Source organism: Jiangella gansuensis DSM 44835, assembly GCF_000515395.1.
Classification (GTDB): domain Bacteria; phylum Actinomycetota; class Actinomycetes; order Jiangellales; family Jiangellaceae; genus Jiangella; species Jiangella gansuensis.
The window spans coordinates 5,499,329-5,523,370 of sequence record NZ_KI911782.1 but is presented as its reverse complement, the minus strand read 5'-3'; the positions used below and the strand labels follow the sequence as shown (position 1 = coordinate 5,523,370).

General features: G+C 71.0%; 24 protein-coding genes. 14 read left to right on the top strand and 10 right to left on the bottom strand.

Annotated features, from left to right (window positions below; translation table 11 throughout):
- Positions 1-111: 111 nt before the first annotated feature.
- Positions 112-1,191 (bottom strand): inositol-3-phosphate synthase, encoded by a 1,080-nt coding sequence (locus JIAGA_RS0126170; protein ID WP_026877946.1) that lies wholly within the window; start codon positions 1,189-1,191, stop codon positions 112-114.
- The gene (locus JIAGA_RS0126165; protein WP_026877945.1) at positions 1,188-1,844 is read right to left on the bottom strand and encodes a PadR family transcriptional regulator; all 657 of its coding nucleotides are present in this window, start codon (positions 1,842-1,844) and stop codon (positions 1,188-1,190) included. The genes JIAGA_RS0126170 and JIAGA_RS0126165 overlap by 4 nt, the downstream gene beginning before the upstream one ends.
- 264 nt (positions 1,845-2,108) lie before the next feature.
- On the opposite strand from JIAGA_RS0126165, the gene JIAGA_RS32520 reads away from it, so the two are divergent.
- The 3 genes from JIAGA_RS32520 to JIAGA_RS0126150 are packed head-to-tail and all read left to right on the top strand — an operon-like array spanning position 2,109 to position 7,100.
- Entirely contained in the window at positions 2,109-4,508 is a 2,400-nt protein-coding gene (locus JIAGA_RS32520) for a transglycosylase domain-containing protein (protein WP_051426532.1), read from the top strand.
- 55 nt (positions 4,509-4,563) lie between these two features.
- On the top strand, positions 4,564-5,970 hold the full coding sequence (locus tag JIAGA_RS32515) for a glycosyltransferase family 87 protein (RefSeq protein WP_051426531.1): 1,407 nt from the start codon (positions 4,564-4,566) through the stop codon (positions 5,968-5,970).
- Complete coding sequence (locus JIAGA_RS0126150; protein ID WP_051426530.1) at positions 5,967-7,100, top strand: hypothetical protein; 1,134 nt, start codon at positions 5,967-5,969, stop codon at positions 7,098-7,100. The genes JIAGA_RS32515 and JIAGA_RS0126150 overlap by 4 nt, the downstream gene beginning before the upstream one ends.
- 4 nt (positions 7,101-7,104) lie before the next feature.
- Here JIAGA_RS0126150 and JIAGA_RS0126145 read toward each other — a convergent pair whose 3' ends face one another.
- From JIAGA_RS0126145 to JIAGA_RS0126135, 3 genes are all read right to left on the bottom strand, one after another.
- Complete coding sequence (locus JIAGA_RS0126145) at positions 7,105-8,166, bottom strand: alanine racemase (protein WP_026877943.1); 1,062 nt, start codon at positions 8,164-8,166, stop codon at positions 7,105-7,107.
- Positions 8,167-8,171: 5 nt separating this feature from the next.
- On the bottom strand, positions 8,172-9,311 hold the full coding sequence (locus tag JIAGA_RS0126140; protein ID WP_026877942.1) for a lipid II:glycine glycyltransferase FemX: 1,140 nt from the start codon (positions 9,309-9,311) through the stop codon (positions 8,172-8,174).
- A 76-nt stretch (positions 9,312-9,387) separates the two neighbouring features.
- The gene (locus JIAGA_RS0126135) at positions 9,388-9,981 is read right to left on the bottom strand and encodes a YceI family protein (protein WP_035812994.1); all 594 of its coding nucleotides are present in this window, start codon (positions 9,979-9,981) and stop codon (positions 9,388-9,390) included.
- 87 nt (positions 9,982-10,068) lie between these two features.
- Here JIAGA_RS0126135 and JIAGA_RS0126130 point away from each other — a divergent pair, with 87 nt between their 5' ends.
- The gene (locus JIAGA_RS0126130; RefSeq protein WP_035812992.1) at positions 10,069-10,578 is read left to right on the top strand and encodes a MarR family winged helix-turn-helix transcriptional regulator; all 510 of its coding nucleotides are present in this window, start codon (positions 10,069-10,071) and stop codon (positions 10,576-10,578) included.
- Between the two features lie 30 nt (positions 10,579-10,608).
- On the opposite strand, the gene JIAGA_RS0126125 is transcribed toward JIAGA_RS0126130, so the two are convergent.
- A complete protein-coding gene (locus JIAGA_RS0126125; RefSeq protein ID WP_026877939.1) occupies positions 10,609-11,397 on the bottom strand; it encodes a deoxyribonuclease IV in 789 nt (262 codons plus the stop codon).
- Between the two features lie 231 nt (positions 11,398-11,628).
- On the bottom strand, positions 11,629-12,054 hold the full coding sequence (locus JIAGA_RS0126120) for a hypothetical protein (RefSeq protein ID WP_026877938.1): 426 nt from the start codon (positions 12,052-12,054) through the stop codon (positions 11,629-11,631).
- Between the two features lie 415 nt (positions 12,055-12,469).
- On the opposite strand from JIAGA_RS0126120, the gene rpsF reads away from it, so the two are divergent.
- The 9 genes from rpsF to JIAGA_RS0126075 all read left to right on the top strand — a co-directional run bounded on the left by rpsF (position 12,470) and on the right by JIAGA_RS0126075 (position 18,362).
- Positions 12,470-12,760 carry a 30S ribosomal protein S6 gene (gene rpsF / locus JIAGA_RS0126115; protein ID WP_026877937.1) on the top strand — a complete coding sequence of 97 codons (291 nt, stop codon included), beginning with the start codon at positions 12,470-12,472 and terminating at the stop codon, positions 12,758-12,760.
- 15 nt (positions 12,761-12,775) lie between these two features.
- On the top strand, positions 12,776-13,294 hold the full coding sequence (locus tag JIAGA_RS0126110; RefSeq protein ID WP_026877936.1) for a single-stranded DNA-binding protein: 519 nt from the start codon (positions 12,776-12,778) through the stop codon (positions 13,292-13,294).
- A gap of 76 nt (positions 13,295-13,370) precedes the next feature.
- Entirely contained in the window at positions 13,371-13,607 is a 237-nt protein-coding gene (gene rpsR, locus JIAGA_RS0126105) for a 30S ribosomal protein S18 (RefSeq protein ID WP_026877935.1), read from the top strand.
- A 16-nt stretch (positions 13,608-13,623) separates the two neighbouring features.
- The gene (gene rplI, locus JIAGA_RS0126100; protein ID WP_026877934.1) at positions 13,624-14,070 is read left to right on the top strand and encodes a 50S ribosomal protein L9; all 447 of its coding nucleotides are present in this window, start codon (positions 13,624-13,626) and stop codon (positions 14,068-14,070) included.
- Positions 14,071-14,240: 170 nt separating this feature from the next.
- Positions 14,241-14,816: a TetR/AcrR family transcriptional regulator gene (locus JIAGA_RS0126095; protein WP_211239859.1), complete on the top strand. Its 576-nt coding sequence runs from the start codon at positions 14,241-14,243 to the stop codon at positions 14,814-14,816.
- A gap of 69 nt (positions 14,817-14,885) precedes the next feature.
- Positions 14,886-16,112, top strand: coding sequence for a histidine kinase (locus tag JIAGA_RS0126090; RefSeq protein WP_035812991.1), 1,227 nt, complete (start codon positions 14,886-14,888; stop codon positions 16,110-16,112).
- Positions 16,109-16,753 carry a response regulator gene (locus JIAGA_RS0126085; protein ID WP_026877931.1) on the top strand — a complete coding sequence of 215 codons (645 nt, stop codon included), beginning with the start codon at positions 16,109-16,111 and terminating at the stop codon, positions 16,751-16,753. The genes JIAGA_RS0126090 and JIAGA_RS0126085 overlap by 4 nt, the downstream gene beginning before the upstream one ends.
- 101 nt (positions 16,754-16,854) lie before the next feature.
- Positions 16,855-17,955 (top strand): hypothetical protein, encoded by a 1,101-nt coding sequence (locus JIAGA_RS0126080; protein WP_051426529.1) that lies wholly within the window; start codon positions 16,855-16,857, stop codon positions 17,953-17,955.
- Positions 17,956-18,056: 101 nt separating this feature from the next.
- A complete protein-coding gene (locus JIAGA_RS0126075; RefSeq protein ID WP_026877929.1) occupies positions 18,057-18,362 on the top strand; it encodes a thiamine-binding protein in 306 nt (101 codons plus the stop codon).
- Between the two features lie 18 nt (positions 18,363-18,380).
- Here the strand turns inward: JIAGA_RS0126075 and JIAGA_RS0126070 are convergent, their stop codons facing one another.
- From JIAGA_RS0126070 to JIAGA_RS0126060, 3 genes are all read right to left on the bottom strand, one after another.
- Positions 18,381-20,363 carry an AarF/UbiB family protein gene (locus tag JIAGA_RS0126070; RefSeq protein WP_026877928.1) on the bottom strand — a complete coding sequence of 661 codons (1,983 nt, stop codon included), beginning with the start codon at positions 20,361-20,363 and terminating at the stop codon, positions 18,381-18,383.
- A gap of 93 nt (positions 20,364-20,456) precedes the next feature.
- Positions 20,457-20,888, bottom strand: a complete 432-nt coding sequence (locus JIAGA_RS32510; RefSeq protein WP_035815386.1) for an SgcJ/EcaC family oxidoreductase — start codon at positions 20,886-20,888, stop codon at positions 20,457-20,459.
- Positions 20,889-20,936: 48 nt separating this feature from the next.
- Positions 20,937-22,292 carry an MATE family efflux transporter gene (locus tag JIAGA_RS0126060; protein WP_026877927.1) on the bottom strand — a complete coding sequence of 452 codons (1,356 nt, stop codon included), beginning with the start codon at positions 22,290-22,292 and terminating at the stop codon, positions 20,937-20,939.
- A gap of 386 nt (positions 22,293-22,678) precedes the next feature.
- On the opposite strand from JIAGA_RS0126060, the gene dnaB reads away from it, so the two are divergent.
- Positions 22,679-24,040 carry a replicative DNA helicase gene (gene dnaB, locus JIAGA_RS0126055; protein WP_026877926.1) on the top strand — a complete coding sequence of 454 codons (1,362 nt, stop codon included), beginning with the start codon at positions 22,679-22,681 and terminating at the stop codon, positions 24,038-24,040.
- The last annotated feature ends 2 nt before the right edge of the window (positions 24,041-24,042 follow it).

Below are 24,042 nucleotides of genomic sequence, written 5' to 3'. Positions count from 1 at the left end.
TCGGTGCCGCCGTCCAACCCGCATCAGGTTTATCCGATCCGGGCCCGAAAAGGCGAAGGTGCCCATGGCCGCCGTGACGACGGCCATGAGCACCCAGGTGGGTGAGCCCGCTCAGCGCTCGATCTCGCCGTGGATGAACTGCTCGACCTTCTCTCGGCACACGTCGTCCGAGTACTGCTCCGGCGGCGACTTCATGAAGTACGACGATGCGGACAGGATCGGGCCGCCGACGCCGCGGTCAAGCGCGATCTTGGCCGCCCGGATGGCGTCGATGACGATGCCGGCGGAGTTGGGGGAGTCCCAGACCTCCAGCTTGTACTCGAGGCTCAGCGGCACGTCGCCGAAGTTGCGGCCCTCGAGCCGGATGAACGCCCACTTGCGGTCGTCGAGCCACTCGACGTAGTCGGACGGGCCGATGTGGACGTTGCGCGGCTCCAGGCCGTCGACCAGCTGCGAGGTGACCGACTGCGTCTTGGAGATCTTCTTGGACTCCAGCCGCTCGCGCTCGAGCATGTTCTTGAAGTCCATGTTGCCGCCGACGTTCAACTGGTAGGTCCTGTCGACCGTGACGCCGCGGTCCTCGAACAGCTTCGCCAGCACCCGGTGGGTGATGGTGGCGCCGATCTGCGACTTGATGTCGTCGCCGACGATGGGCACGCCGGCCGCGGTGAACTTGTCGGCCCACTCGGCGGTGCCGGCGATGAACACCGGCAGGCAGTTCACGAACGCGACGCCGGCCTCGATGGCGCACTGCGCATAGAACTTGGCGGCGTCCTCCGAGCCCACCGGCAGGTAGCAGACGAGCACGTCCACCTTGGCGGCCTTGAGCGCGGCGACGACGTCGACCGGCTCGCTCTCGTCCTCGACGATGGTCTCGCGGTAGTACTTGCCCAGGCCGTCGAGCGTGTGGCCGCGCTGCACGATGACGCCGGTGGGCGCAACGTCACAGATCTTGATGGTGTTGTTCTCGCTGGCGCCGATCGCGTCAGCGAGGTCTTGGCCGACCTTCTTCGCGTCCACGTCGAACGCTGCGACGAACTCGACGTCACCGATGTGGTAGTCGCCGAACTGCACGTGCATGAGGCCGGGGACCTTCGTCGCCGGGTCGGCGTCACGGTAATACTGCACGCCTTGCACGAGCGAGGCGGCGCAGTTACCCACGCCGACGATGCCTACACGAACCGAGCTCATCGGCCGTTCTCTCCTTCGTTTCCGGTGGGGGGCGCCGGCAGCTCACCGGCCCCTGCGCGTGGCGCGGTGCCCCGCGCGCGGTCCGCTGTGATGTCGAGCGAGCGCTGCTCGGCGCTGATCAGGTCGTCGAGCCACTTGACCTCGCGCTCGACCGACTCCAACCCGTGGCGCTGCAGCTCGAGCGTGTACGCGTCCAGGCGCTCGCGGGTTCGCGAGAGCGAGGTGCGGAACTGCTCGAGCTTCTCCTGCAACCGGCTGCGCCGGCCCAACAGGATGCGCATGCGGGTGTCGGCGTCGGCTCTCCCGAAGAAGGCGAAGTGGACGCCGAAATGCTCGTCGTCCCACACCGACGGACCGGTCTGGGTGAGCAGGTCGGCGAAGCGCTCCTTGCCTTCGGGAGTCAACTTGTAGGCGATCTTGCCGCGGCGACCGCTGCGGTGCGGTGCCTGGGCTGCCGAAACCTCCGGCTCGTCCTCAGCCAGATAGTTCTGCCGGACCATCGCCTTCAGCGTGGGATACAAGGTGCCGTAAGAGAAGGCGCGCCCCCACCCCAACAGCGAGTTCACCCTCTTGCGGAGCTCGTAGCCGTGCAGAGGTGCGTCGTGCAGCAAGCCGAGAACGGCCAGCTCCAACGCGTCCGCACGTTTGCCCACGAGGTACGCTCCCTTGCATCATTGACGGATCGATGTATCGAACCGATACATCACAACGATATTCTGGACCATAGAGGGTCCCGGCTGCGTACCGCAAGTGGCCTGGCACATCGGCGTGCCGCAGGCGGCTGGAACCGGCCCGCCGACGGGCGGCCCAGAAGAACGAATGGCGTGATGAAGCGTGGACCGTCGTAGGCTCTGCATGGTTCCGGTGCATCCGACAGTGCCCGGACGGCCGATGTCCCCGACCCGACCGAGAACTTCGTGACGAATCAAGGGAGACGCCGCGCGGGCGCCAGCCGCGCCGATGCCGCGCGCCCGGAAACGGACGCGGGCGGCCGCCGCTCCAACCGGCGCTACGCCGCGAGCAAGGCCACCAAGAAGGGCAAGCGCCGCGGCTGGCGGCGCTTCGTCTCGTGGAAGGCCTTCGGCCTCTACGTTCTGGGGTTCATGCTCCTCGGGTTCGCCGGTGTGGGCATCGCGTACGCGATGACCGACATCCCGGAGGCCAACGACTTCGCCCGGTCCGAGGCGACCATCGTCTACTGGAACGACGGCCAGACCGAGCTGGGCCGGTTCAGCGCCGAGAACCGCGAGACCGTCGACATCTCCGACATCCCGCAGGCCTGCCAGGACGCCGTCGTCGCGGCCGAGGACCGCAGCTTCTACGAGAACAACGGCTTCGACCCGGTCGGCATGGCGCGCGCGGGCATCGGCTACATCCGCAACAACGGCTCGACGGCTGCCGGCGGTGGCTCCACGATCACGCAGCAGTACGTCAAGAACTACTACCTGACCCAGGACCAGACCCTGACGCGCAAGGTCGAGGAGCTCTTCATCGCGGTGAAGATCGACCAGCAGCTCGACAAGGACGACATTCTGGCGTCCTATCTGAACACGATCTGGTTCGGGCGGGGCGTCTACGGCATCCAGACCGCGTCGCGCTCCTACTTCGGCAAGCCGGTGTCGGAGCTCAACCTGGCCGAGTGTGCCGGCCTGGCGTCCATCCTTCGCTCGCCGCACCGGTACGACCCGACGCTGGGGCCGGAGAACGCCGAGCGTTTCGCGCAGCGGTTCGACTACGTCCTGGACGGCATGCTCGACCTGGAGGCGATCGACCAGGCCACGGCCGACGCCACCGCGCCACCGGCCGTCGTCCCGGAGCAGAAGACCAACATCTACGGCGGCCCCAACGGCTACCTGCTGCAGCAGGTCCGCGACGAGCTGCTGGCGAACGGGTTCACCGAGAACGAGATCGACACCGGAGGCCTTCGCGTCACCACCACGTTCGACCAGCATTCGCAGACCGCGGCCGTCGAGGCCGTCGAGGCCGAGCGGCCGAAGGAGGACGCCGAGGGCGTGCGTGTCGCGCTCGCGGCGGTGACCCCGGGCGACGGTGCCGTCGTGGCCATGTACGGCGGAGCGGACGCGGTGGAGCAGCCGTTCAACGACGCCATCGACGGCTCCGTCCAGGGCGGGTCGACGGTGAAGCCGTTCACGTTGGCGACGGCGCTGGGTCAGGGCATCTCGCTGGAGAGCCGGTACTCCGGCAACACGCTCACCGACCCGATCCTCGGCCCTCCGGTGCACAACCAGGGCGACCGGGACTACGGCGAGGCCATCGACCTGGTCACCGCGACCGAGAATTCGATGAACACCGCATATGTCGACCTGGCCATGAACATCGGGCCGGACAGCATCGTCGACACCATGCTGGCGTCCGGCTTGTCGTACGCGCCGGACGAGGAGGCGCAGCTGCGGCAGGACCCGCGCGTCACCATCGGCATCGGGCACGTGCGGCCCATCGACATGGCGGAGGCTTACGGCACACTCGCGGCCGGCGGCCGGCACACCGACTGGTACACCGTGCGGTCGGTCACCGAGCCCGGCGGGAACGTCCCCTACCGGGTCGAACCCGCGCCGGAGACGGTGCTCGACTCCGGCGTGGTCGCCGACACCACCTACGCGCTGTCCCGGGTGGTCGAGAACGGCAGCGGCCAGGAGGCCCAGGCGCTGGGCCGTCCGGCGGCCGGCAAGACCGGCACCCACGAGGACCTCACCGCATGGTTCTCCGGCTACACGCCCCAGCTGGCCACCAGCGTGGTGATCTTCCGAGGTGAGGGCGAGACCGCCGGCACGGTGTCGCTCGACGGCGTCGAGGGCATGGACACCTTCACCGGTGGCCGGTTCCCCGCCCGCATCTGGACCGCGTTCATGACCGCCGCGCTGGAAGGCCAGGAAGTCATGGAGTTCCCCGAGCCGGCCGAGGTCGGCGAGGCGGTGAACCCGTCGCCCACGCCGACGCCCACGCCGACGGACGAGCCGACCGGGGACGAGGACGGCGGCGACGGCAATGACGGCGACAACGGTGGCGGTGGCGGCAACGACGGCGGCGACGGTAACGGCAACGACGGCGGCGGCGACGGTGGTGGCGACCAGTCCGGCGGCACCGACGGTGGCGGCGACGGTGGTGGCGACCAGTCCGGCGGCAACGACGGCGGTGACGGCGGCGACGGCGAAACCGGCGGCGAATGGGCCGAAGGCGGCGGCGACGGCGGCGAACCGACCGAGGAACCGTCCGAGACCCCGACCGACGGCAACCAGAACGGCGACAACGGCAACGCCAACGGCGGCGATTGGGGCGACGGTGGCGGCGATCGCTGAGCAGACCGGTCGCTGACCGATCGCCGCTCAGGTACGCCGTCTACGCTTGCCACTCGTGTCCGTGACCCCGCCGCGCCCCGACGACGCGGGCCCGGTCTCGCCCAGTCGCGACGACCCCGTGGTGGCCGCGGCCAGCGAGTGGCTGGGCGGGCCGCTCGGCCGGCGGGCGGTGCCGCGCCGGCGCTGGTGGAACGCCGTTCGCGTGGCGTTGGCGGTCACGGCCGTGGTGCTCGTGCTCGGGTTCCTGGCGGACCTGCCCTGCCGCGCCGACGGCTGGGCCGACCGCGACCGCCCCATGTGGACGGCGACCTGTTACAGCGACGTGCCGTTCCTCTATCGCGAGCGTGGCTTCGCCGACGGGCTGCTGTCGTACTGGGACACCCAGCTCGAGTACCCGGTGCTCACCGGTGCGCTGATGCAGGGCTCGGCAGCCGTGGCCGCGGCGCTGCAGGACGTGTTCGGCCCGAGCGGCGCGATCGCCGGCAGCGTCTGGTTCTTCGACGTCACAGCCGTGCTGATGGCGCTGTGCGCGGCCGTGGTGGTGATCGCCACCGCGCGGACCGTGCCACGGCGGCCGTGGGACGGGCTGCTGGTCGCCGCCTCGCCGGTGCTCCTGCTGAGCGCGAACGTCAACTGGGATCTGTTCGCGGTGATGCTGTGCTCGCTGGCCGTTCTCGTGTGGCTGCGGGACCGGCCGGTCGTCGCCGGGGTGCTGGTCGGCCTGGGGGCCGCGGCCAAGCTCTACCCGGTGCTGCTGCTCGGGCCGATGCTGTTGCTGGCGCTTCGCGCACCGGACCGCGGCCGGGCCCTGCGGTCCTTCGCGCTGACCGCCGCGGCCGCCGTCGTCGCTTGGAGCGTGGTCAATCTGCCGGTGGCGTACGGGGCGCCGGCCGGCTGGCGGGCGTTCTTCGACTTCAACCGGGACCGGGGCGCCGACTTCGGCTCGGCCTGGTTCGCGGTGGACCTGCTCGCGCCGGGACTGCTCCCGGAGCGCATCGACACCGCCGTCGTCGTCACGGCCGCGGTGCTGTTGGTCCTGATCTGTGCGCTGGCGCTCGCGGCGCCGGCACCGCCGCGGCTGGCTCAGCTCGCGTTCCTGGCGGTGGCGGCATTCCTGTTGGTGAACAAGGTGTGGTCGCCGCAGTACGCCCTGTGGCTGCTGCCGCTGGCGGTGCTGGCACGGCCGCGGGTGCGGGACCTGGCGATCTGGCAGGCGGCGGAGGTGGTCTACTTCGTCGTCGTGTGGCGCTACCTCGCGACGCTCTTCGACCCGGCCGACCCGTTGGTGTCCGACCGCGTCTACGCGTTGGTGACCCTGCTGCGCATCGCCGGCGTGCTCTGGTTCGCGGCGATGGTGGTGCGGGACATCCTGCGGCCCGGCCACGACCCGGTCCGGCCGGCCACTGTCAGCCGACGGCCGGCCGCGGCCCGGCACCGACGACGGAAGGTGGCACCGGCATGACGGCCCGGACCGTTCTGGACCGGGTGCGCCCGGCCGACCGCGACGTCCTCGGGATCTGGCTGGCCAGCCGGGTGTCGATGTGGGTCATCGCGGGCGCGACGGGGTGGATGTTCGTCGCCCAGGGACAGGACGTCGTTCCGGCGCTGGAGCGGTGGCAGCAGTGGGACTTCCACCACTACTGGGGCATCGCCATGCACGGCTACGAGGGCGATCCGACCGGGGTTCCGAACGAGGCGTTCTTCCCAGGGTTCCCGGCCCTGCTGTGGCTCGGTCACGCCATCGGGCTGTCGCACGTGCTGGCCGGGCTGCTGGTCTCCCTGGTCGCGGGGGCCGTGGCCGCGGTGGCGCTGGGCCGGATCGGCGAACTCGACGGCGGAGCCCGGGTCGGCCGGCTCGCGGTCCTGGCGTGGGTCACCGCGCCGTCGGCGGTGTTCCTGGCCGCGCCCTACACCGAGTCGCTGTTCCTGGCCTGTGCACTGCCGGCCTGGCTGGCGGCCCGGCGGCAGCACTGGCTGGCGGCCGGCGTACTCACGGCGCTGTCCTGCACGGTCAGGGTCAGCGGGGTGTTCCTCGCCGCGGCCGTGGTCGTGCACTGGCTGACCACCCGCCGCGACCAGAACGCCCGGTGGAAGTGGTCCGGGTTCGGCTGGCTGTTCCTCCCGGCGATCCCGCTGCTGGCCTGGTCGGCCTACCTGCAGGCGCAGACCGGCGACTGGCTGGCCTGGCTGCACGCGCAGGCGCAAGGCTGGGATCGCGAGTTCACCTCGCCGTGGGGCGCGTTCGAGCGCACCTGGCAGGCGGCCTTCGGCGGCACCCAGTCGCCCGGGTTCGCGTGGATGTTCCGCGCCGAGATCGTCGCCATGCTGGTCGGCGTCGTGCTGACCATCGCGCTGATCCGGTGGCGGCGCTGGGGCGAGGCCACCTGGGTCGGCCTCCAGGTGATCGCGTTCGGGACGTCCACCTGGTACTTCTCGGTGCCCCGGGCGACGCTGCTGTGGTGGCCGCTGTGGATCGGCATCGCCCTGCTGGCCGTGCGCCGGCGCTGGGTGCTGTGGGCCTATCTCGCGATCAGCGTGCCGCTGATGTCGGTGTGGGCGGCGGCGTACCTCACCAGCAGGTGGGCCGGCTGACGCCTCATTCGGACGGCGGCGTCCAGGCGAGCCGGTCGAACGTCGTCGTCGTGAAGCGCACCTCGACCCGGACGGTGTCGCCCACGGCCGGCGGCGCGACGCCGCCGGGCAGCCAGATCATGGAGCACTGCATGTGCGGCGGCTCGGCGAACCAGCGCTGCTTCCCGGCGACGCGGAACGGCGAGAGCGCCCGGCCCATCGACTCCAGCCCGCCGCGCGCCAGCGCGATCGCGCGTTGTCGCGGCGTGGACGCGTGTGTGGGCGCTTCCAGTGCGATGCCGTGTGCCGTGCCGCCGGTGACGACAACGACGTGGCCGTCGCGGCGGGCGCGGCGCTGCCGGTAGCCGTACGTCTCACCGCGGCGTACGGCGTGTACGTCGAGCACGGAGGCGCGGGCGGCCAGCGCGCCGCGGTCGCCGAGCCAAAGGTCGGTGCCGACGCGCAGCCGCACCGCCGCTGCGGTCTGGCGGCCCAGATCGGCGGCGCGGGCCGGCGTCAGGTGGCTGACCCACAGGGTGCGCGGGCCGCCGTCGTCGGGAACCGCCGCGAACCCGCGCTCGGCCAGGGTGCGCGCCTCGGTGGTGTGGTCGCCCGCCAGCGGCAGATGCAGGGCGAAGCCCTCGAACCGGACGCCGTCGAGCAACTCGGCGACGGCGGGCAGGTCGGCCTGCTCCAGCCCGTGCCGTCGCATGCTGGTGAGCAGTTCGACGACGACTCGCGGCCGGCCGGGGGCGTCGGCGAGCCGGCGCAGGTCCTCGAGGCGCGACACGGTGTGGACGAGGTGGTCGTCGTCGCCGCCCGCGGGTTGCCAGGGCCGCCACGGCGTCAGCACCAGGACGTCGCCGGCGAACGGCCCCGTCACGGCGGCGAGCTCCTCGTACGTCCCGACCGCCAGGGTGGGCGCGCCGAGCTCGGCGGCCTCGGCGGCCAGCACGTCCGCACCGAACCCGTAACCGTTGCCCTTCGCGACCGGAACGACGACGACGCCCGCGGCGCCCGCGTCGTCGAGGTGCCGCCGCAGCCGGTCGCGCCAGCGGTCCGCGTCGATGTGCAGGGTCAGCGACACGACGCTCAGCCCCGGCGCTTCATGTAGAGGTCGAACGCGGAGTACAGGACGCGCGAGATGGGCAGGTCCCACTCGCCGAGGTACTCGACCGCGTGCCCGCCGGTACCGAGCTTGAACCGGATGAGCCCGGCGTGGGGGTCGTCCTCGGACAGGGTGTCGGTGATGCCCCGCAGGTCGTAGACGTCGCAGCCGTCGGCGAGGGCGTCCTGGATCATCCGCCACTGCACGGCGTTGGAGCCGCGCACGTCCCGCTTGGCCGTGGACGATGCGCCGTACGAATACCAGGCGTGCGTGCCCACTCTCGTCATGGTGGTAGCCGCGACGAGGTCGCCCTCATGCCGGGCGAGGTAGAGCCGCAGGCGGTCCGGGGCCTCGGCCGTCATGGCCTCCCACATGCCCTGGAAGTAGGAGATGGGCCGTGGGGTGAAGCCGTCGCGCTGCGCGGTCTCGACGTACAGCTCGTGGAACGCGGGGAGGTCCGCCGCGCTGCCCCGGGTGATCTCGACGCCGGCCTTGTCGGCCTTCTTGATGTTGCGCCGCCAGAGCTGGTTGAAGCCGCGCAGGACGTCGTCCTCGGAGCGGCCCGCGAGCGGCAGTTGGAACACGTACTGCGGCTGACCGGCGGCGAATCCCTCGCCCGATGCCGGTGGCCGCCAGCCGGCGTCGGTGAGCTGCCGCGCCAGTGCGGCGCCGTCGGCCGTCGTCTCGTCGGCCGGGACGTCGTCGAGCCGCTTCACGCCGGGGTCGGCCAGCGCGGCCTTGAGGGTGGCGTTGTGCCAGCGCCGGGTGACCACCAGCGGCCCCATCCGCAGCCCGAAAGCACCCTGTGACTTGACGTGGTCGACCAGCGGATTCAGCCAACGCTGCAGGTCACCGGCCGCGCCGATGCCGGCCCAGTCGAGGCTGGGGCCTTCCGGGATGTACGCGAAGTAACGGCGCACCCGCGGCGCCTTGCGGTACAGCACGAGACCGACGCCGACCAGCGCGTCGCCGGCGAACCAGCCCACCGGCTGCGACCGCCAGTCCCGCTTGACCACACCCCACGCCGGGGTCTGGAGGAAGGAGACCGAGGGCCGGTCCTGGATCGCCGCGAGATGCTGGTCGCGGGAGATCTCTCGGACAGTGAGGGCGGGGGCTTGCGTCACGGACGCGAGGGTACCCGTTCGCGGGCGGGACCTCTGATCGCGCTCCTGCGGCCGGTGGCCGGGTGGATGGTTCACGTCAGGTGTCTCGGGCGGCGTTCTTGAACTCCACATCGATCTCCAGCGCCACCTTCTTGCCGATGAGCAGGCCACCGGTCTCGAGGATGCCGTGCCAGGTGAGCCCCCACAGCTGGCGGTCGATCACGGTACGCGCGCTCAGCCCGACCACCTGAGCGCCCCACGGGTCGAAGCCGACGCCGTCGAAGCTGGCCGCGAACCGGACGGGGTGGGTCTGGTCGCGGATGGTGAGCGCGCCGTCGAGGGTGAACTCGTTACCGGCGACGTGGGCGATGCCGGTGGAACGGAAGGTCAGCTCCGGGTGGTTCTCGACGTCGAAGAAGTGATCGGAGCGCAGCAGCGTGTCCCGGTCGGCCTGGCCGGTGGTGAGGCTCGCGGTCTTCACAACGACCTCGACGCTGGAGGCCGTCGGGTCCTGGCCGAGGTGGAGGGTGGCCGACACGTCCTCGAACCGGCCCCGCACCGTGACCACCTTGAGCTGGGTGGCGACGAAGGCGACGTCGGCATGCCGGGGGTCGAGCGTGAACACCCCGGCTGCCGGGATGGTGAGGCCGTTCCAGGGGTGGACCTTACGGACCGCGTTCCCCTCGGACATGGCGATGCCCTTTCGTTCAGTGGCGGAGAGGCCTGTGTACTTTAAGATTCAATAATTACGTCGTCAACTATTGTTAGGATCAACTGTATGGCGACGCGGAGAACCATCGACGACGACCGCCTCACCGCCGTGGGACTGATCGTCGAGGTGCATCGGGGGCTGACGAACAAGTTCGCCGAAGGGCTGGCCCGACACGGCCTGTCCGAGAACGAACTGGAGATCCTGCTGCGGCTCGGCCGCACACCCAACTGCCAGCTGCGCATGAGTGACCTGGCCGCCCAGACCAGCCTGACCACCAGCGGTGTGACCCGTGTGGTCGACCGCCTGGAGCGGGCCGGCCTGGTGGAGCGGCGCAGCTGCGAGAGCGACCGGCGCGGGACCTGGGCGGTGCTGACCGACAGCGGCCTGGAGCGGGTGTCGGCCGCGGTGGCCGACCACGTCCAGGACGTCGAGCGCTGGTACACGGGCCTGCTCACCGGCCAGCAGCTCGCCGCGCTGATGGAGGCGCTGCGGATCGTGCGCGACACCGTGCGCCCGGAGGCGGTGGCCGGGGTGGCCGAAGCTGCCGTCGCGAAGACAGTGCGGCCAGCACCCTGACGCGCGGCCGGGAACGTCCATGAGCACCTCCTACGCCGTGGCGAGGTGGCTCATCAGGTAGGCGACGTCGTCGGCCTGCCCCTCGTGCGGGGTCTCGACGATGGCGTCGACGCCCGCGGCCCGGACCACCTCGACGATCGCCTCCGCGCCGATGGTGCCCGAACCCAGCGTGGCGTGCCGGTCCGCGCCGGAGTCGAACGGGTCGCGGCTGTCGTTGGCATGCACCAGGTCGATGCGCCCGGTGATCGCCTTGGTCTTCTCGACCATGTCCTCCGGGGCGATACCGGCCGCGAACGCATGGCAGGTGTCGAGGCAGAAACCCAGCCCGGTGTCGCCTACCGCGTCCCAGAGCATGGCCAGCCGGTCCAGCCTGCGGGCCATGGCGTAGTCGCCGCCCGCGGTGTTCTCGATGAAGACCGGGACCTTGGCGTCCAGCCGCTCGGCGCACTTGCGCCAGTTGTCGGCGCCGACCCGCGGATCGTCGCCCTTGAGGACGTGCCCGCCGTGGACGACCAGCCCCTTCGCGCCCACCTGCGCCGCGACGTCGACGTGCTGCTGCAGGATCTTGCGGCTCGGGATGCGGATGCGGTTGTTCGTGGTGGCGACGTTCACCACGTAGGGCGCGTGCACGTACACCGTCAGTCCGGCCGCCTCGGCGTCGGCCCGCAGCGCCTCGGCGCCGCCCGGATACCCGAGCTTCGGTGCCTTCCAGTCCTGGGGATCGCCGAGGAAGATCTGCACGGCGGTGGCGCCGGACGCCTTCGACTCGCCGATGGGGTCGCCCTGCTTGACGTGGGCTCCGATGCGCTGCTCGACCATGACCTCAGACGCTACCGCGCCGCTCCGACATGCCCCGCCCCGCCGCCGTCGGCGGCGTCACGTACCCGGCCTGCGGGTCACATCGTCATTCTCGGTGGAGGCCAACAATCGGGCCCCCGGGCGTGATCATCAACGGTTGGGGGCGCGATGACGCACACACCGGTTGATGATCATGGCGAAAGGGGAGGGGGCCGCGGACAACAGCCGCCTGGCAGCAGTTCGCCGCGCGAGCTAGGGGAAGTCCGGCCCCGCGTCGAGGCGCTGGCGGAGAAGATCGCCCAACGGCATCGACTCGCCGTCGCGTGCGCCGCGCCCGACGTGCAGCGGCGGGTCCGACGGGTCGACCGTCACCCCGCGCAACCGGCCACCGAGCCGCGCCGGCACGTCGAGGACGTAGAACTCGCCGTCGGCGCCGACCGCAAGCGCATGGTTGCGGCGGAGGTACCAGCCGGTCAGCCCGGTTCGATAGGTGCCGCCGGCGGAGCTCCTGGCGCGCAGTGGATGCGGAGCGAGCCCACGCGAAGTCATGGCGGTGACGAAGTCGGCGATCAGCCGGCGTGCCTGTGCGGTCTCCGCGTCGCGCTGTCGCTCCAATGCGGCGGCCTGGGCGGCCAGCGCTTCGCGCCGCTTGTCGCGCCAGTTCGTCCCGTCGCTCATTCCTGGCCACTCTAGTGAACGACGGATGTGTGCGATTCACACGCCGGTGCTCCCCCAGGCGTTCTCCCGCTTCACGCGGTCGTCGGGCCGGACAAGCCCTGACCACGGTCACCGCTGCCTGCATCCCGAACCGGCACTGAGAGAGGACACCTCCGGCCTCCGTCCCAGCACCGGTCGTGCCCGTCCCTCCTGGGGCAAGCATTCCTGGTGGAGCGGGTACACGCATGGTGGACGTGATCATCTGCGAAGCGGTCGCGGGGTTGTGGACAACGGAATCGGTGTTTGGGGCGATCGCTGGTAGCCTTGGCGACGGCCTGGTCACGTACGACCTACGTGCGTCCGACCGGGCCATCGACGTTCAGCCCTCCTGCCACGGAGAGACCGTGGCCGCGAAGACCACAGGAGGTGATCCGGCATGCGTCGTTATGAGGTCATGGTGATCCTGGACCCCGAGTCCGAGGAGCGCACCGTCGCACCCAGCCTCGAGCAGTACCTCGGGGTGGTACGTGAGGCCGGTGGCTCGGTCGAGAAAGTCGACATCTGGGGCCGCCGCAAGCTCTCGTACGAGATCAGCAAGAAGAGCGAGGGCATCTACGCGGTGCTCGACGTCACGTGCGAGGCCGACACAGTGGCAGAGCTCGACCGCCAGCTCGGTCTGTCCGAGTCGGTGCTGCGTACCAAGGTCGTTCGGCCTGAAGCCCACTGAGAGGGACCTTTAGCCATGGCAGGCGAGACCGTCATCACGGTCGTCGGGAACCTGACCGACGACCCTGAGCTGCGCTTCACGCCCAGCGGTGCCGCGGTCGCGAACTTCACGATCGCGTCCACGCCCCGCACGTTCAACCGGCAGACCAGCACGTGGGAGGACGGTGACGCCCTGTTCCTGCGCTGCTCGGTGTGGCGGCAGGCAGCGGAGAGCGTGGCCGAGTCGCTGCAACGCGGCGCACGTGTCATCGCACAGGGCCGTCTTCGCCAGCGCTCGTTCGAAACGCGTGAGGGCGAGAAGCGCACGGTCGTGGAGCTCGAGGTCGACGAGATCGGCCCGAGCCTGCGTTTCGCCACCGCCAAGGTCACCAAGACCCAGCGCTCCGGTGGGGGCGGTGGCGGTTTCGGTGGCGGCGGCGGTGCGCCTGCCGGCAACGACCCGTGGGCCACGCCGTCCGGCGGCGGTCAGCCGCAGGGCGGCAACGACCCGTGGGGTGCTCCGGCCGGTCCGCCGGCCGACGAGCCCCCGTTCTGACCCGTATCGAGATCAACCCATCCCGGTCCGCCGCGGCCAGCGAGGCGACCGGGCTCCCCGAAGGAGGAGCACCGCGATGGCAAAGCCCCCGCTGCGCAAACCGAAGAAGAAAGTTTGCGCGTTCTGCAAGGACAAGGTCGACTACGTCGACTACAAGGACACGTCGCTGCTGCGGAAGTACATCTCCGACCGCGGCAAGATCCGTGCCCGCCGGGTGACCGGAAACTGCACGCGGCACCAGCGTGACGTCGCCACGGCCATCAAGAACGCCCGCGAGATGGCGCTGCTGCCCTACACCTCGACGGCCCGCTGAGGAAGGTGAGGGACGCATGAAGCTCATTCTCACTCAGGAGGTCCCGGGGCTCGGTGCCGCCGGTGACGTCGTCGAGGTCAAGGACGGCTACGGCCGCAACTACCTCATGCCCCGCGGTTTCGCGATCGCGTGGACCAAGGGCGGCCAGAAGCAGATCGACGACATCCGCCGGGCCCGCCAGACCCGCGAGTTCGAGGACCTCGACTCCGCGCGTGCGGTCAAGACGCGGTTGGAGTCCACGGCGGTCACCATGGCGGCCAAGGCCGGCGACTCCGGCCGGCTGTTCGGTGCCGTGACGGCGGCCGACATCGCCTCCGCGGTCAGCGCGGCCGGCGGTCCGGCCATCGACAAGCGGCGCATCGAGGTGGGTTCGCCCATCAAGAGCGTCGGGTCGCACAGCGTCACCGTGCGGCTGCACCCCGAGGTCGCCGCACAGGTGCGCCTCGAGGTCGTCCCGGCCTGACGCCTGGTTCACGACAGGGCTCGCCCCGGCCTCTGCCGGTGGCGGGCCCTTCGTGCGTTCGGGCACCCGTTTGGGCCGGGTCCAGCCGGGGAACCAGTCAGATGAGCTGGACGTTGTCCGGACAGGTCATCCCACGAAAGCCCGGCGCCCCCATGGAACAACCAGACCTCGTGAGCACTCGGACGCGAATCCAGGACGTCGCGCTCGAGCTGTTCGCGGAGCGCGGATACGACAAGACGTCGTTGCGTGAGATCTCCGAGCGGCTGGGCATGACGAAGGCGTCGCTCTACTACCACTTCAAGAGCAAGGACGACATCGTCCACAGCATCGTGGACGACTTCCTGGCCGCCGTCGACGAGATCGTCGAATGGTCCCGCGGCCAGACTCCGACTCCGCAGGCCCAGTGCGAGCTGATCGAGCGGTACGGCAAGGTCATCCGCAGCCAGGGAGCGCCGCTGCTGCGGTTCATCATGGAGAACCAGCCGGCGATGCGCGTGCACAAGGCCGGCGACGCGATGCGCAGCCGGATGCAGGCGCTGTTCGACTTCGTGGCCGACCCGGCGGACCCGCTGCCCGTCCAGTTGCGCAGCCGGATGGCCTTCTATGCGCTGCACAGCAGCCCGATCCTGATGGCGGACGTGGACGCGACGGCCGACGAGGTCTTCGACGCTGCCTGCGATGTCGCGTTGTCCATGATCCGGAACGAGCCCGTGCCGTCGAAACCGGTGGAGACGGACGTGCCGTAGCCGGTCCCTGCGACAATCGGCCCTGTGGGATGGCTACGCGGGATCCGGGCGCCCTGGCACGTCCGGACCATGACCCGTCGAGGGCTGCATCTGCTGCTCGGCGGTGTCATCCTGATCCCGCACGTCCTGCTGGCCACCGGGTTCGCGCAGATGTTCGCCGACCCGGCCGTGCCGCGAGCCCCCACAGTCATCCTGGTGGTGGTCACCGTGGTCATCGCCGCCGTGCCGCCGTTCCTCCCGGCGCTGCGCGCGCTCGAGATCACGGCGTCGCGGAACCTGCTCGATGTCGACCTGCCCGACCCGGTGGCGGATCCGCCGTGGGAGACGCGGCTGTTCGGCGCCGGCTGGTACGTGCTGCATCTGGTGTGCGGCGGCGTGGCGATGCTGGCGATCCTGTTCTGCGCGCCCATCACGGCAGTGCTCCTGGCGCGTGGGTTCGGTGGCGACGACTGGGATGGCGTCATCTCGCAGGACCTGCTGGAGCCGGTGACCGGTGGATGGGCGGTGGCGGCCGCGCTCGGCGTGGTGGTCGTGACGTTGTACCTGATCGCCGGGCTGGGTGCGCTGCTGGCGAAGTTCGCGCCGCTGCTGCTGGGGCCGTCGCCGGCGGAGCTGCTGATCGCGCTGGAGACGCAGGCCGAGGAGTTCGCCGAGCGCAACCGGCTGGCCCGCGAACTGCACGACTCCGTCGGTCACGCGTTGACGGTGACGACGCTGCAGGCAGCCGCGGCGCGCAGGGTGCTGGACACCGACCCGGAGTTCGCCCGCCGGGCGCTGGTGGCCGTCGAGGAGGCCGGCCGGTCGGCGATGGCCGAACTCGATCACGTGCTGGGCGTGCTGCGCGCGGGGGGCACGGCCCCGAACCCGGACGCCTCGCCGCAGCGAACGCTCGCCGACCTGACCCGCCTGGTCGACGACACCCGGGCCGCGGGCGTCCAGTTGCGCGCCGACGTGCGCGGCGACCTCGATGCGGCCCCGCCGGCGGTGTCGCGGGAGGCGTACCGCATCGTCCAGGAGGCGTTGACCAACGCGGTCCGCCACGCCGGGGCGGTTCCGGTGCACCTGTTCGTCGCGGCCTCGCCGGCCGGCGTGGACATCGACGTGTCGAACCCGTTGCCGGTGCCGGCCGCGCCCGGCCAGCCGGCCCCGTCGCCGTCGTCGCGGCCGGGCGGCGGACGCGGCCTGCGCGGGATGCGTGAGCGGGTGCGGCTGCTGCGCGGCGACCTCTCCGCGGCCGCCGACGGTGATGTCTGGCGGGTCCGCGTCCACCTTCCGGCCAGAGGCGGGAGACGATGACTGTCACGGTAATGCTGGTCGACGACGAACCGCTGGTCCGGGCAGGGCTGCGGGCCATCATCGACGCCGAGCCGGACCTCGACGTCGTCGGTGAGGCGTCCGACGGTGCCGAGGTGGGTCCGCTGGTGACCCGGCTGCGGCCGGACGTGGTGCTCATGGACGTGCGCATGCCCGCGGTCGACGGCATCCAGGCCACCCGCCTGCTGGCCCGCTACGACGACCCGCCGCGCATCCTCGTCGTCACCACGTTCGAGAACGACGACTACGTGTACGAGGCGCTGCGCGCCGGTGCGCAGGGGTTCCTGCTGAAGCGGGCGCGGCCGGAGGAGATCCTGCAGGCCGTCCGGCTCGTGGCCGGCGGGGACTCGCTGCTGTTCCCGGCCGCGATCCGGCAGTTGTCGGCCGCGCACGGCGGTGCGGACGGCGACGCCCTCGCCCACGCCGGGCTGAGCGACCGCGAGGCCGAGGTGCTGCGGCTGATGGCGGCCGGGCTGTCGAACGCCGAGATCGCCGGCCGGCTGGTGGTGGGCGTCGAGACGGTGAAGACACACGTCGGGAACGTCCTGACGAAGCTCGGCGTGCGCGACCGCACGCAGGCGGTCATCGCCGCTTACGAGTCCGGGTTCATCAGCCCGCGCTGACCCCTGCGGCGCGAACCTCGGGGACGGCTCACCCGCACGGGGGAGGCCGATCACCGCGACGCGGGAGGTCCCGGCGGCGCGCGGCGGACATCGTTGATGTCATGAACGAGACGATGACGAAGCAGCAGGCGACACCGCGTGGCCGACGGGGTGTGCTCCGCCGCTGGCCGGTATGGGTTCCCTGGGCGGCGACGCTGTGGGCGGCCGGGTACGCGTTGGTGGCGCTGGGTTGGACGTTCACCGGGTCCGGCTTCCCCACGGGTGCCCCTGACGACGTGAAGTCCCTGCTCGGCGACGTGCCCGCGGACGTCGGCGCGCCGTTGTTCGCCGCGGTCGCCCTGGTCGCCACCGCGATGGGCGTCGCGATGGCCGGTGCCGGTACGGGTGTCCCTGCTGTCCGGCGGCGGTTCGCGCTCGGCTTCGGCTCGGTGCTCGCCGCGACCCTGCTGGTGGCGATCCCGGACACCCGCGTGCTGGCGTTGGTCGGCTACCTGCCGATGCTGCTCGTGCTGAGCCCGTTCGACGCGGAGCTGCGCGCCAGCGCCGGTGAGGTCCTGGGGGCGGAGTACCTGCACCAGGCGGTCGCCATCGTCGGCGGCTTCCTGTGGGCGGCGGCGACGCTCGCGTACGCGCGCCGTACGGCAGGCACCTGCGCGTATTGCGGCCGGGGCGCGCACCGGCGAGCATGGACAACGCCGGAGGCCGCGGCCCGCTGGGGCCGGCCCGCCGTCTACGTCGCGGCGGCCATCCCGGCGCTCTATGCCGTGACCCGGTGGATCTGGGTGGCCGGGTTCCCGCTCGGCATGGACCGTGAGCTGCATGCCGAGGCGGTCGCCGACGGTTCGCTGTGGTCCGGCGCGTGGCTGGGTTCGTTCGCCCTGGTCGGCACAGTGCTGACACTGGGCCTGGTGCAGCGCTGGGGCGAGGTCTTCCCGTGGTGGATCCCGGGACGGCGTGGCCGGCCGGTGCCGATCGGGCTGGCGGTCGTGCCGGCATCGATCGTGGCGGTCCTGGTGACGTCGGGCGGACTCGGGTTGATCCGGGCGAGCGTAGGAGGTGCCGCCATCCCGCTGGACGCGGAGAGCTGGGCCGCGGTGGGCCCGGCGCTGCTCTGGCCGCTGTGGGGAGTGGCCCTCGCCGCCGGGACGCTCGCCTATTACCTGCGCCGGCGCGGTGCCTGCGTGGAGTGCGGCAGGTCGTGACGGCGTCCGCCGCCTCCGCGTGATCGACAGGGCGTTGCCACCCCCAGGCGGGTGGTGACGCCCTGTCGATGACGGTGGTGGGTGCTGCCTACCATGGCGGCATGCTTGTCGCCTTCTCCGTCGCCCCGTCCGGTACCGGTGAGTCCGTCGCCGAGGCGGTGGCCGACGCCGTCGCCGTCGTCCGCGCCTCCGGCCTTCCCAACAGCACCGACTCCATGTTCACCACCATCGAGGGTGAGTGGGAGGAGTGTTTCGACGTCGTCCGCCGGGCCTGCGAGGCGGTCGGCCGGCACGGCAACCGGGTCAGCCTGGTGCTCAAGGCCGACATCCGGCCGGGTCACACCGGCGAGATCACCGGCAAGGTGGAACGCCTGGAGGCGGCGCTGACGCGTCAGCAGGAGCAGTAGCCCGTCCGGTGCGAGCGCTCAGCCGCGGCGGAAGATCCGCGCCAGCACGCGCAACGCGAGGATCGCGCTGATCGCCAGCAGGTTGTAGCCGATCAGCGCGTAGAGGGTGACGGTGTCGGTCACGTCCGGGCCGCCGTCGGTGCCGAGGAGCAGCACCGCCATGACGCCGGTGGTGGCCGCCAGGAACGCGAGCAGCACCTCGTGCAGCATGCTGGTCAGCACGGCACGGTCGCGTTCGTCGGCCAGTAGCCGGACGTTGACGTTCAGCCGGCCGTGCTCGGCGGCGCTGGCGATACGCTCGATGCGGCGCGGCAGCCGGCGCAGGATCGGCAGCAGCGCCGCCAGTTCCTCCGTTGCGGCTTGCTTGATCCGGTCCGGGCCGTACTGCTCCTCGACGTAGTCGCCGGCCAGGGCGCGGGCCGTGCCCATCAGGTCGAAGCGCGGAGTGAGCCGGGTGAGCGTGCCCTCGGCGGTGGCCAGCGCCCGGAACACCGCGGCGATCTCGGGCGGAATGGCCAACCCGTGATCGGCGACGACCCGGAACAGGTCACCGAACATGCGGATGCCGGAGCTGACGCTGGGCCCGCTGGTGTGCCGGGCCATGAAACGGCCGAGGTCGCGTTCGAGGGCCTGCTGGTCGATCTCGTCCGGCCGCGGAACCAGTTCGAGCAGGGCGTCGCTGACGGCCAGCGGGTCGCTGCGGTCGACACCGACGAGCAGCCGCTGCAGCGCGTCGCGGAGGGAACCGTCGAGCCGGCCCACCGAGCCGAAGTCGAGCAGCCCGAGCCGGCCGTCGTCGAGGACGAAGATGTTGCCGCCGTGCGGGTCGGCGTGGAAGATGCCGTCGAGCACGATCTGGCGCAGCAGGGTGTCCAGCAGCGTCCTGGCCAGCTGTTCGCGGTCCAGGCCGTGTCGTTCGATGACGTCGTCGGCGCGGTTCAGCGGCGTGCCCGCCAGGCGGTCCATGACCAGGACCCGCTCGGAGCACAGGGCCGGGTGCGGCTCGGGCAGGACGACGTCGGGCTGCCGGTTGACCGACACCGCGACGGCGGCGATGTTCTCCGCCTCGATGCGGTAGTCGAGCTCCTCGCGGATCGCCTGGGCCAAGCCCGCGGCCAGTGCCTTCACGCCCATCCGCCGGCCCCAGCGGGTGCCGGTCTCCAGGCGCGAGGCCAGCCGGGCGGCGATGTCGAGGTCGCGCTCCACCACCGGGCGGATGCCGGGGCGCTGCACCTTGACCACCACTTCGGCGCCGGTGCGCAGCCGGGCGAGATGCACCTGGCCGACCGACGCCGCGGCGAGCGGCTGCGGTGAGAACTCCGCGAACACGTCTTCGACCGGGGCGCCGAGCTCGCTGACCAGCACGGGCTCGATCTCCGACCAGGGCACCGGGGTCGCGTCGTCCTGCAGCCGGGACAGCTCCGACACGACCTCCGCGGGCAGCAGGTCCCGGCGGGTGGCCAGGATCTGGCCGAGCTTCACGAACGTGACACCGCCGGCATTGAGGGTGGCGGCCAGCGCGCGGCCGAGCTGCGCGCGGCTACTGGGGACGTCGAGGGAGCGGTCGCGGCTGCCGCGCAGGTACGAGCCCAACCCGTGGCGCATCGCGATGCCGACGATCTGCCAGTACCGCCTGGCTCGCCGCAGCCGGCCGAACAAGCCGCGCCCCCACACCACGGCCGGCGGCAGCGATCCGAGCGGCAGGAACGCCTCGACGATCACCATGAACGCCATCGAGGCGAGGACGGTCAGGACGCCGCCCAGTAGCGCGAACCAGAGCGCCACGGGTCCCTGGCTCTGGTCGAAGTTGCCCGGACCGATGGTGAACTGGTCCATCATCGCGTACATGATCAGCGGGCCGACGGTCAGCACGAACGCGCCGGTGATCAGCAGCCGGACGAGACCGAGCCGGATGCCCAGGAGCCGCTGTGCGATGAAGCCGAAGACCAGCGCCGTGACGACCGTGAACGTCGCGACGAACGGGAATGCCAGCAGGTCCATGACGCGTCGGATCTCCTCGGGTGCGGCTCGCGGTCCGGGCCACAGTGTGTCAGGCGTCGAGACCCGGGTGCGGCACCCGAGGGCGGTTCGGCGTCAGGCGGTGGTGCCGAAGACGGGACGGTTCGGCGTCACGTCCTGCTCGTCGTCCGGTGCGCCCATGTTCTGGCAGGCGGTCAGCAGCCAGCGCCCGTCCTCCTTCGCCATGATCCACAGCGGTGTGCCCACGTCCACGCCGTCGGGTGTCCGGTAGATCTGGCGCAGCTTGACGGCGGCCACGTCTGGACGGATGAACAGCACGTGTTCGAGCTCGAAGGTGACCGTCTGCCCCTTCATTCCACCGGGGAGTACCTGGCGGGTGAATGCCGCGATCTCGTCGAGTCCGTAGAGGCGCTTGCCGCCGCCGGTCGTCCAGATCGCGTCGGGCCGGAACAGGCGGAGGAACTCGTCGGGGAGCTCGTTGTTCTGGGCGTGCTCGACGGCGGCGATCACGCGCCCGATCGCGTCGAGTTCGGTGCCGGTTGTCATGGCGACCACCCTGGTACCTCAACGTCGGTTGAGGTCAAGTCGTGGTGCTCAGCGGACGGCGCCGGTGACCATCCAGGTGTCCTGCCGTTCGCGCAGCGCCAGCGTGAGCAGCCGGACCACCATCCAGACTCCGATGGACGACCACAGCGCCACCATGCCGGTGGTTCCGGAGAGGTCGGCGACGGCGACGGCCCACGCTGCCGGCAGGAACGCCACCACCGAAGCGACCGATGCCCACGCGAGGTACCGGCCGTCCCCGGCGCCGATCAACACTCCGTCGAGCACGAACACCCAGCCGGCCACCGGCTGCATCAGCGCGGCGACGACGAGTGCCGCGTAGAGCAGGCGACGGACCTCGGGGTCGGGCGTGAACAGCTGGGCGTAGACGGAGCCGATGGTCACGACCAGCACCGCGAGCGCGAAGCCGGCCAGGACGCCCCACTGCACCATGCGGCGGGTGACGGACCGCGCGCCGGCCACGTCACCGGCGCCGAGCGCGCGGCCGACGAGCGCCTGCGCGGCGATCGCGACGGCGTCGAGGATCAGCGCGAGCAACGTCCACGTGGTGAAGGCGACCTGATGGGCTGCCAGTTCGGCGGTGCCGAGGCCGGCCGCCACGACGGTGATGACGATCAGCGCCACCCGCATCGCGACGGTCCGCACGATCAGCGGGACGCCGGCGCCGAACGCCTGGGCAACGCCGGCGAGGTGCGGCCGGAGGGTGACGCCGTCGCGGCGGGCGGCCCGCGCGACGACCCGCACGAACACCGCGGCCATTGCGGTCTGCGCGATCACGGTGCCGAGGGCCGAGCCGCCGATGCCGAGACCGGCGCCGTAGACGAGGACGAGGTTGAGCACCACGTTGGCGACGGCGCCGGACGCCGCGACGTAGAGCGGGGTGCGGGTGTCCTGCAGGCCGCGCAGCACACCGGTCGCGGCGAGCACCAGCAGCATCGACGGTATGCCGAGCAGGCTGATCCGCAGGTACGTCTCGGCGTGACCGGCGACGTCGGCGTCCGGTCCGAACAGGGAGACGACCCACGGGGTCAGCGGCCAGCCGACGGCGAGGGTGCCGACGCCGATGAAGACCGCCAGCCAGCAGCCGTCGATGCCGGCCCGGAGGGCTCCGGCGGAGTTGCCGGCCCCGAGCATCCGCGCCACCGCCGCTGTGGTGCCGTAGGCCAGGAAGATCGAGATGTTGACCAGGGTCGCGAGCACCGTGGAGGCGATTCCAAGGCCGGCCAGCTCCGGCGTCCCGAGGTGTCCGATGATGGCGGAGTCCGTGAGCAGGAACAGCGGTTCGGCCACCAGGGCACCGAGCGCCGGCAGGGCGAGCCGCAGGATCTCCCCGTCGGCGTCGTGACGGCGGAACGGGTTGGGCGGGTTGGGCGGGCGTCGAGACATGGCAGCACCGACGGTAGGCGTAGCACCTGACATGCAGTGATGGGTGTCTCGCCATTCGAGATTGCCCCATGTGGATTCGCGTCCACAGCCGGTGGATGCAGGTTTTCGGGCGTGACCTGCGGTGATACCTGCACGGTGCGGCAGAGCTGGTCTCGTCGTCAACAGGCTTGTCCACAGCTGGGGATGATCGTTTCAGCAGCGACCTCGGACGGAGCCGGCGTCGTCCACACGGCATCCACACCTCCTGTGGATGGACGGCTTGGCGGACCGGCCCGGCGGCCCGTAGGTTCGCGACAGCCGGCGGGGGGAGCGGCCGATGTCCACAGGATTGTCGGTGCGGGCTGTTAGAACGTGTGTATGGTCCGGCTGGTGCCGAAGGGGGTCGTGTGAGCGTCGCTGAGCTGCCCGACCGCCGCGAGGAAGCGCCGGCCGATTACGGCCGGACGCCGCCCCAGGACGTCGCGGCCGAGCAGTCGGTTCTGGGTGGCATGCTGCTGTCCAAGGACGCCATCGCCGACGTCGTCGAGGTGCTGCGCGGGCACGACTTCTACCGCCCGGCGCACGAGGCCGTCTACGAGGCCATCATCGACCTCTACGGCCGCGGCGAGCCGGCCGACGCCGTCACCGTCGCCGCACAGCTGCAGAAGACCGGCGAGCTGGGCCGGGTCGGCGGCGCCCCGTACCTGCACACGCTCGTCTCGTCGGTGCCGTCGGCGGCCAACGCCGGCTTCTACGCCGAGATCGTCCGCGAACGGGCCATCCTGCGCCGGCTGGTCGAGGCCGGAACCCGCATCGTGCAGATGGGCTACACCCAGGACGGCGACGCCGACGACATCGTCGACCGCGCTCAGGCCGAGGTCTACGCCGTCACCGAGAAGCGCGCGTCCGAGGACTACCTGCCGCTCTCGGAGATCATGGAGGGCACCCTCGACGAGATCGAGGCCATCGGCTCCCGCGGCGGGCAGATGGTGGGTGTGCCCACCGGCTTCGCCGACCTCGACGCGCTGACCAACGGCCTGCACCCCGGGCAGTTGATCATCCTCGCCGCGCGACCGGCCGTCGGCAAATCCACCCTCGGACTCGATCTCGCTCGCGCCTGCTCCATCAAGAACGGACTGACCTCGGTCATCTACTCACTGGAGATGGGCCGCAACGAGATCACCATGCGGCTGCTCTCCGCCGAGGCCAAGGTCCCGCTGCACCACATGCGTTCCGGCCAGATGACCGACGACGACTGGAACCGCATCGCCCGCAGCACCGGCGAGGTGTCCAGCGCCCCGCTGTTCATCGACGATTCGCCGAACATGACCATGATGGAGATCCGGGCCAAGTGCCGGCGGCTCAAGCAGCGCAATGACCTCCGGCTGGTCATCATCGACTACCTGCAGCTCATGAGCAGCGGCAAGCGGGTCGAGAGCCGGCAGCAGGAGGTCGCTGAGTTCTCCCGGGCGCTGAAGCTGCTGGCCAAGGAGCTCGAGGTCCCGGTCATCGCGATGAGCCAGCTGAACCGCGGCCCCGAACAGCGGCAGGACAAGAAGCCCATGCTGTCTGACCTGCGCGAATCCGGCAGCATCGAGCAGGACGCCGACATGGTGGTCCTCCTGCACCGCGAGGACGCCTACGAGAAGGAGTCGCCGCGAGCTGGTGAGGCGGACTTCATCGTGGCCAAGCACCGTAACGGGCCCACCGCCACCATCACGGTTGCATTCCAGGGCCACTACAGCCGATTCGTCGACATGGCTCAATAACG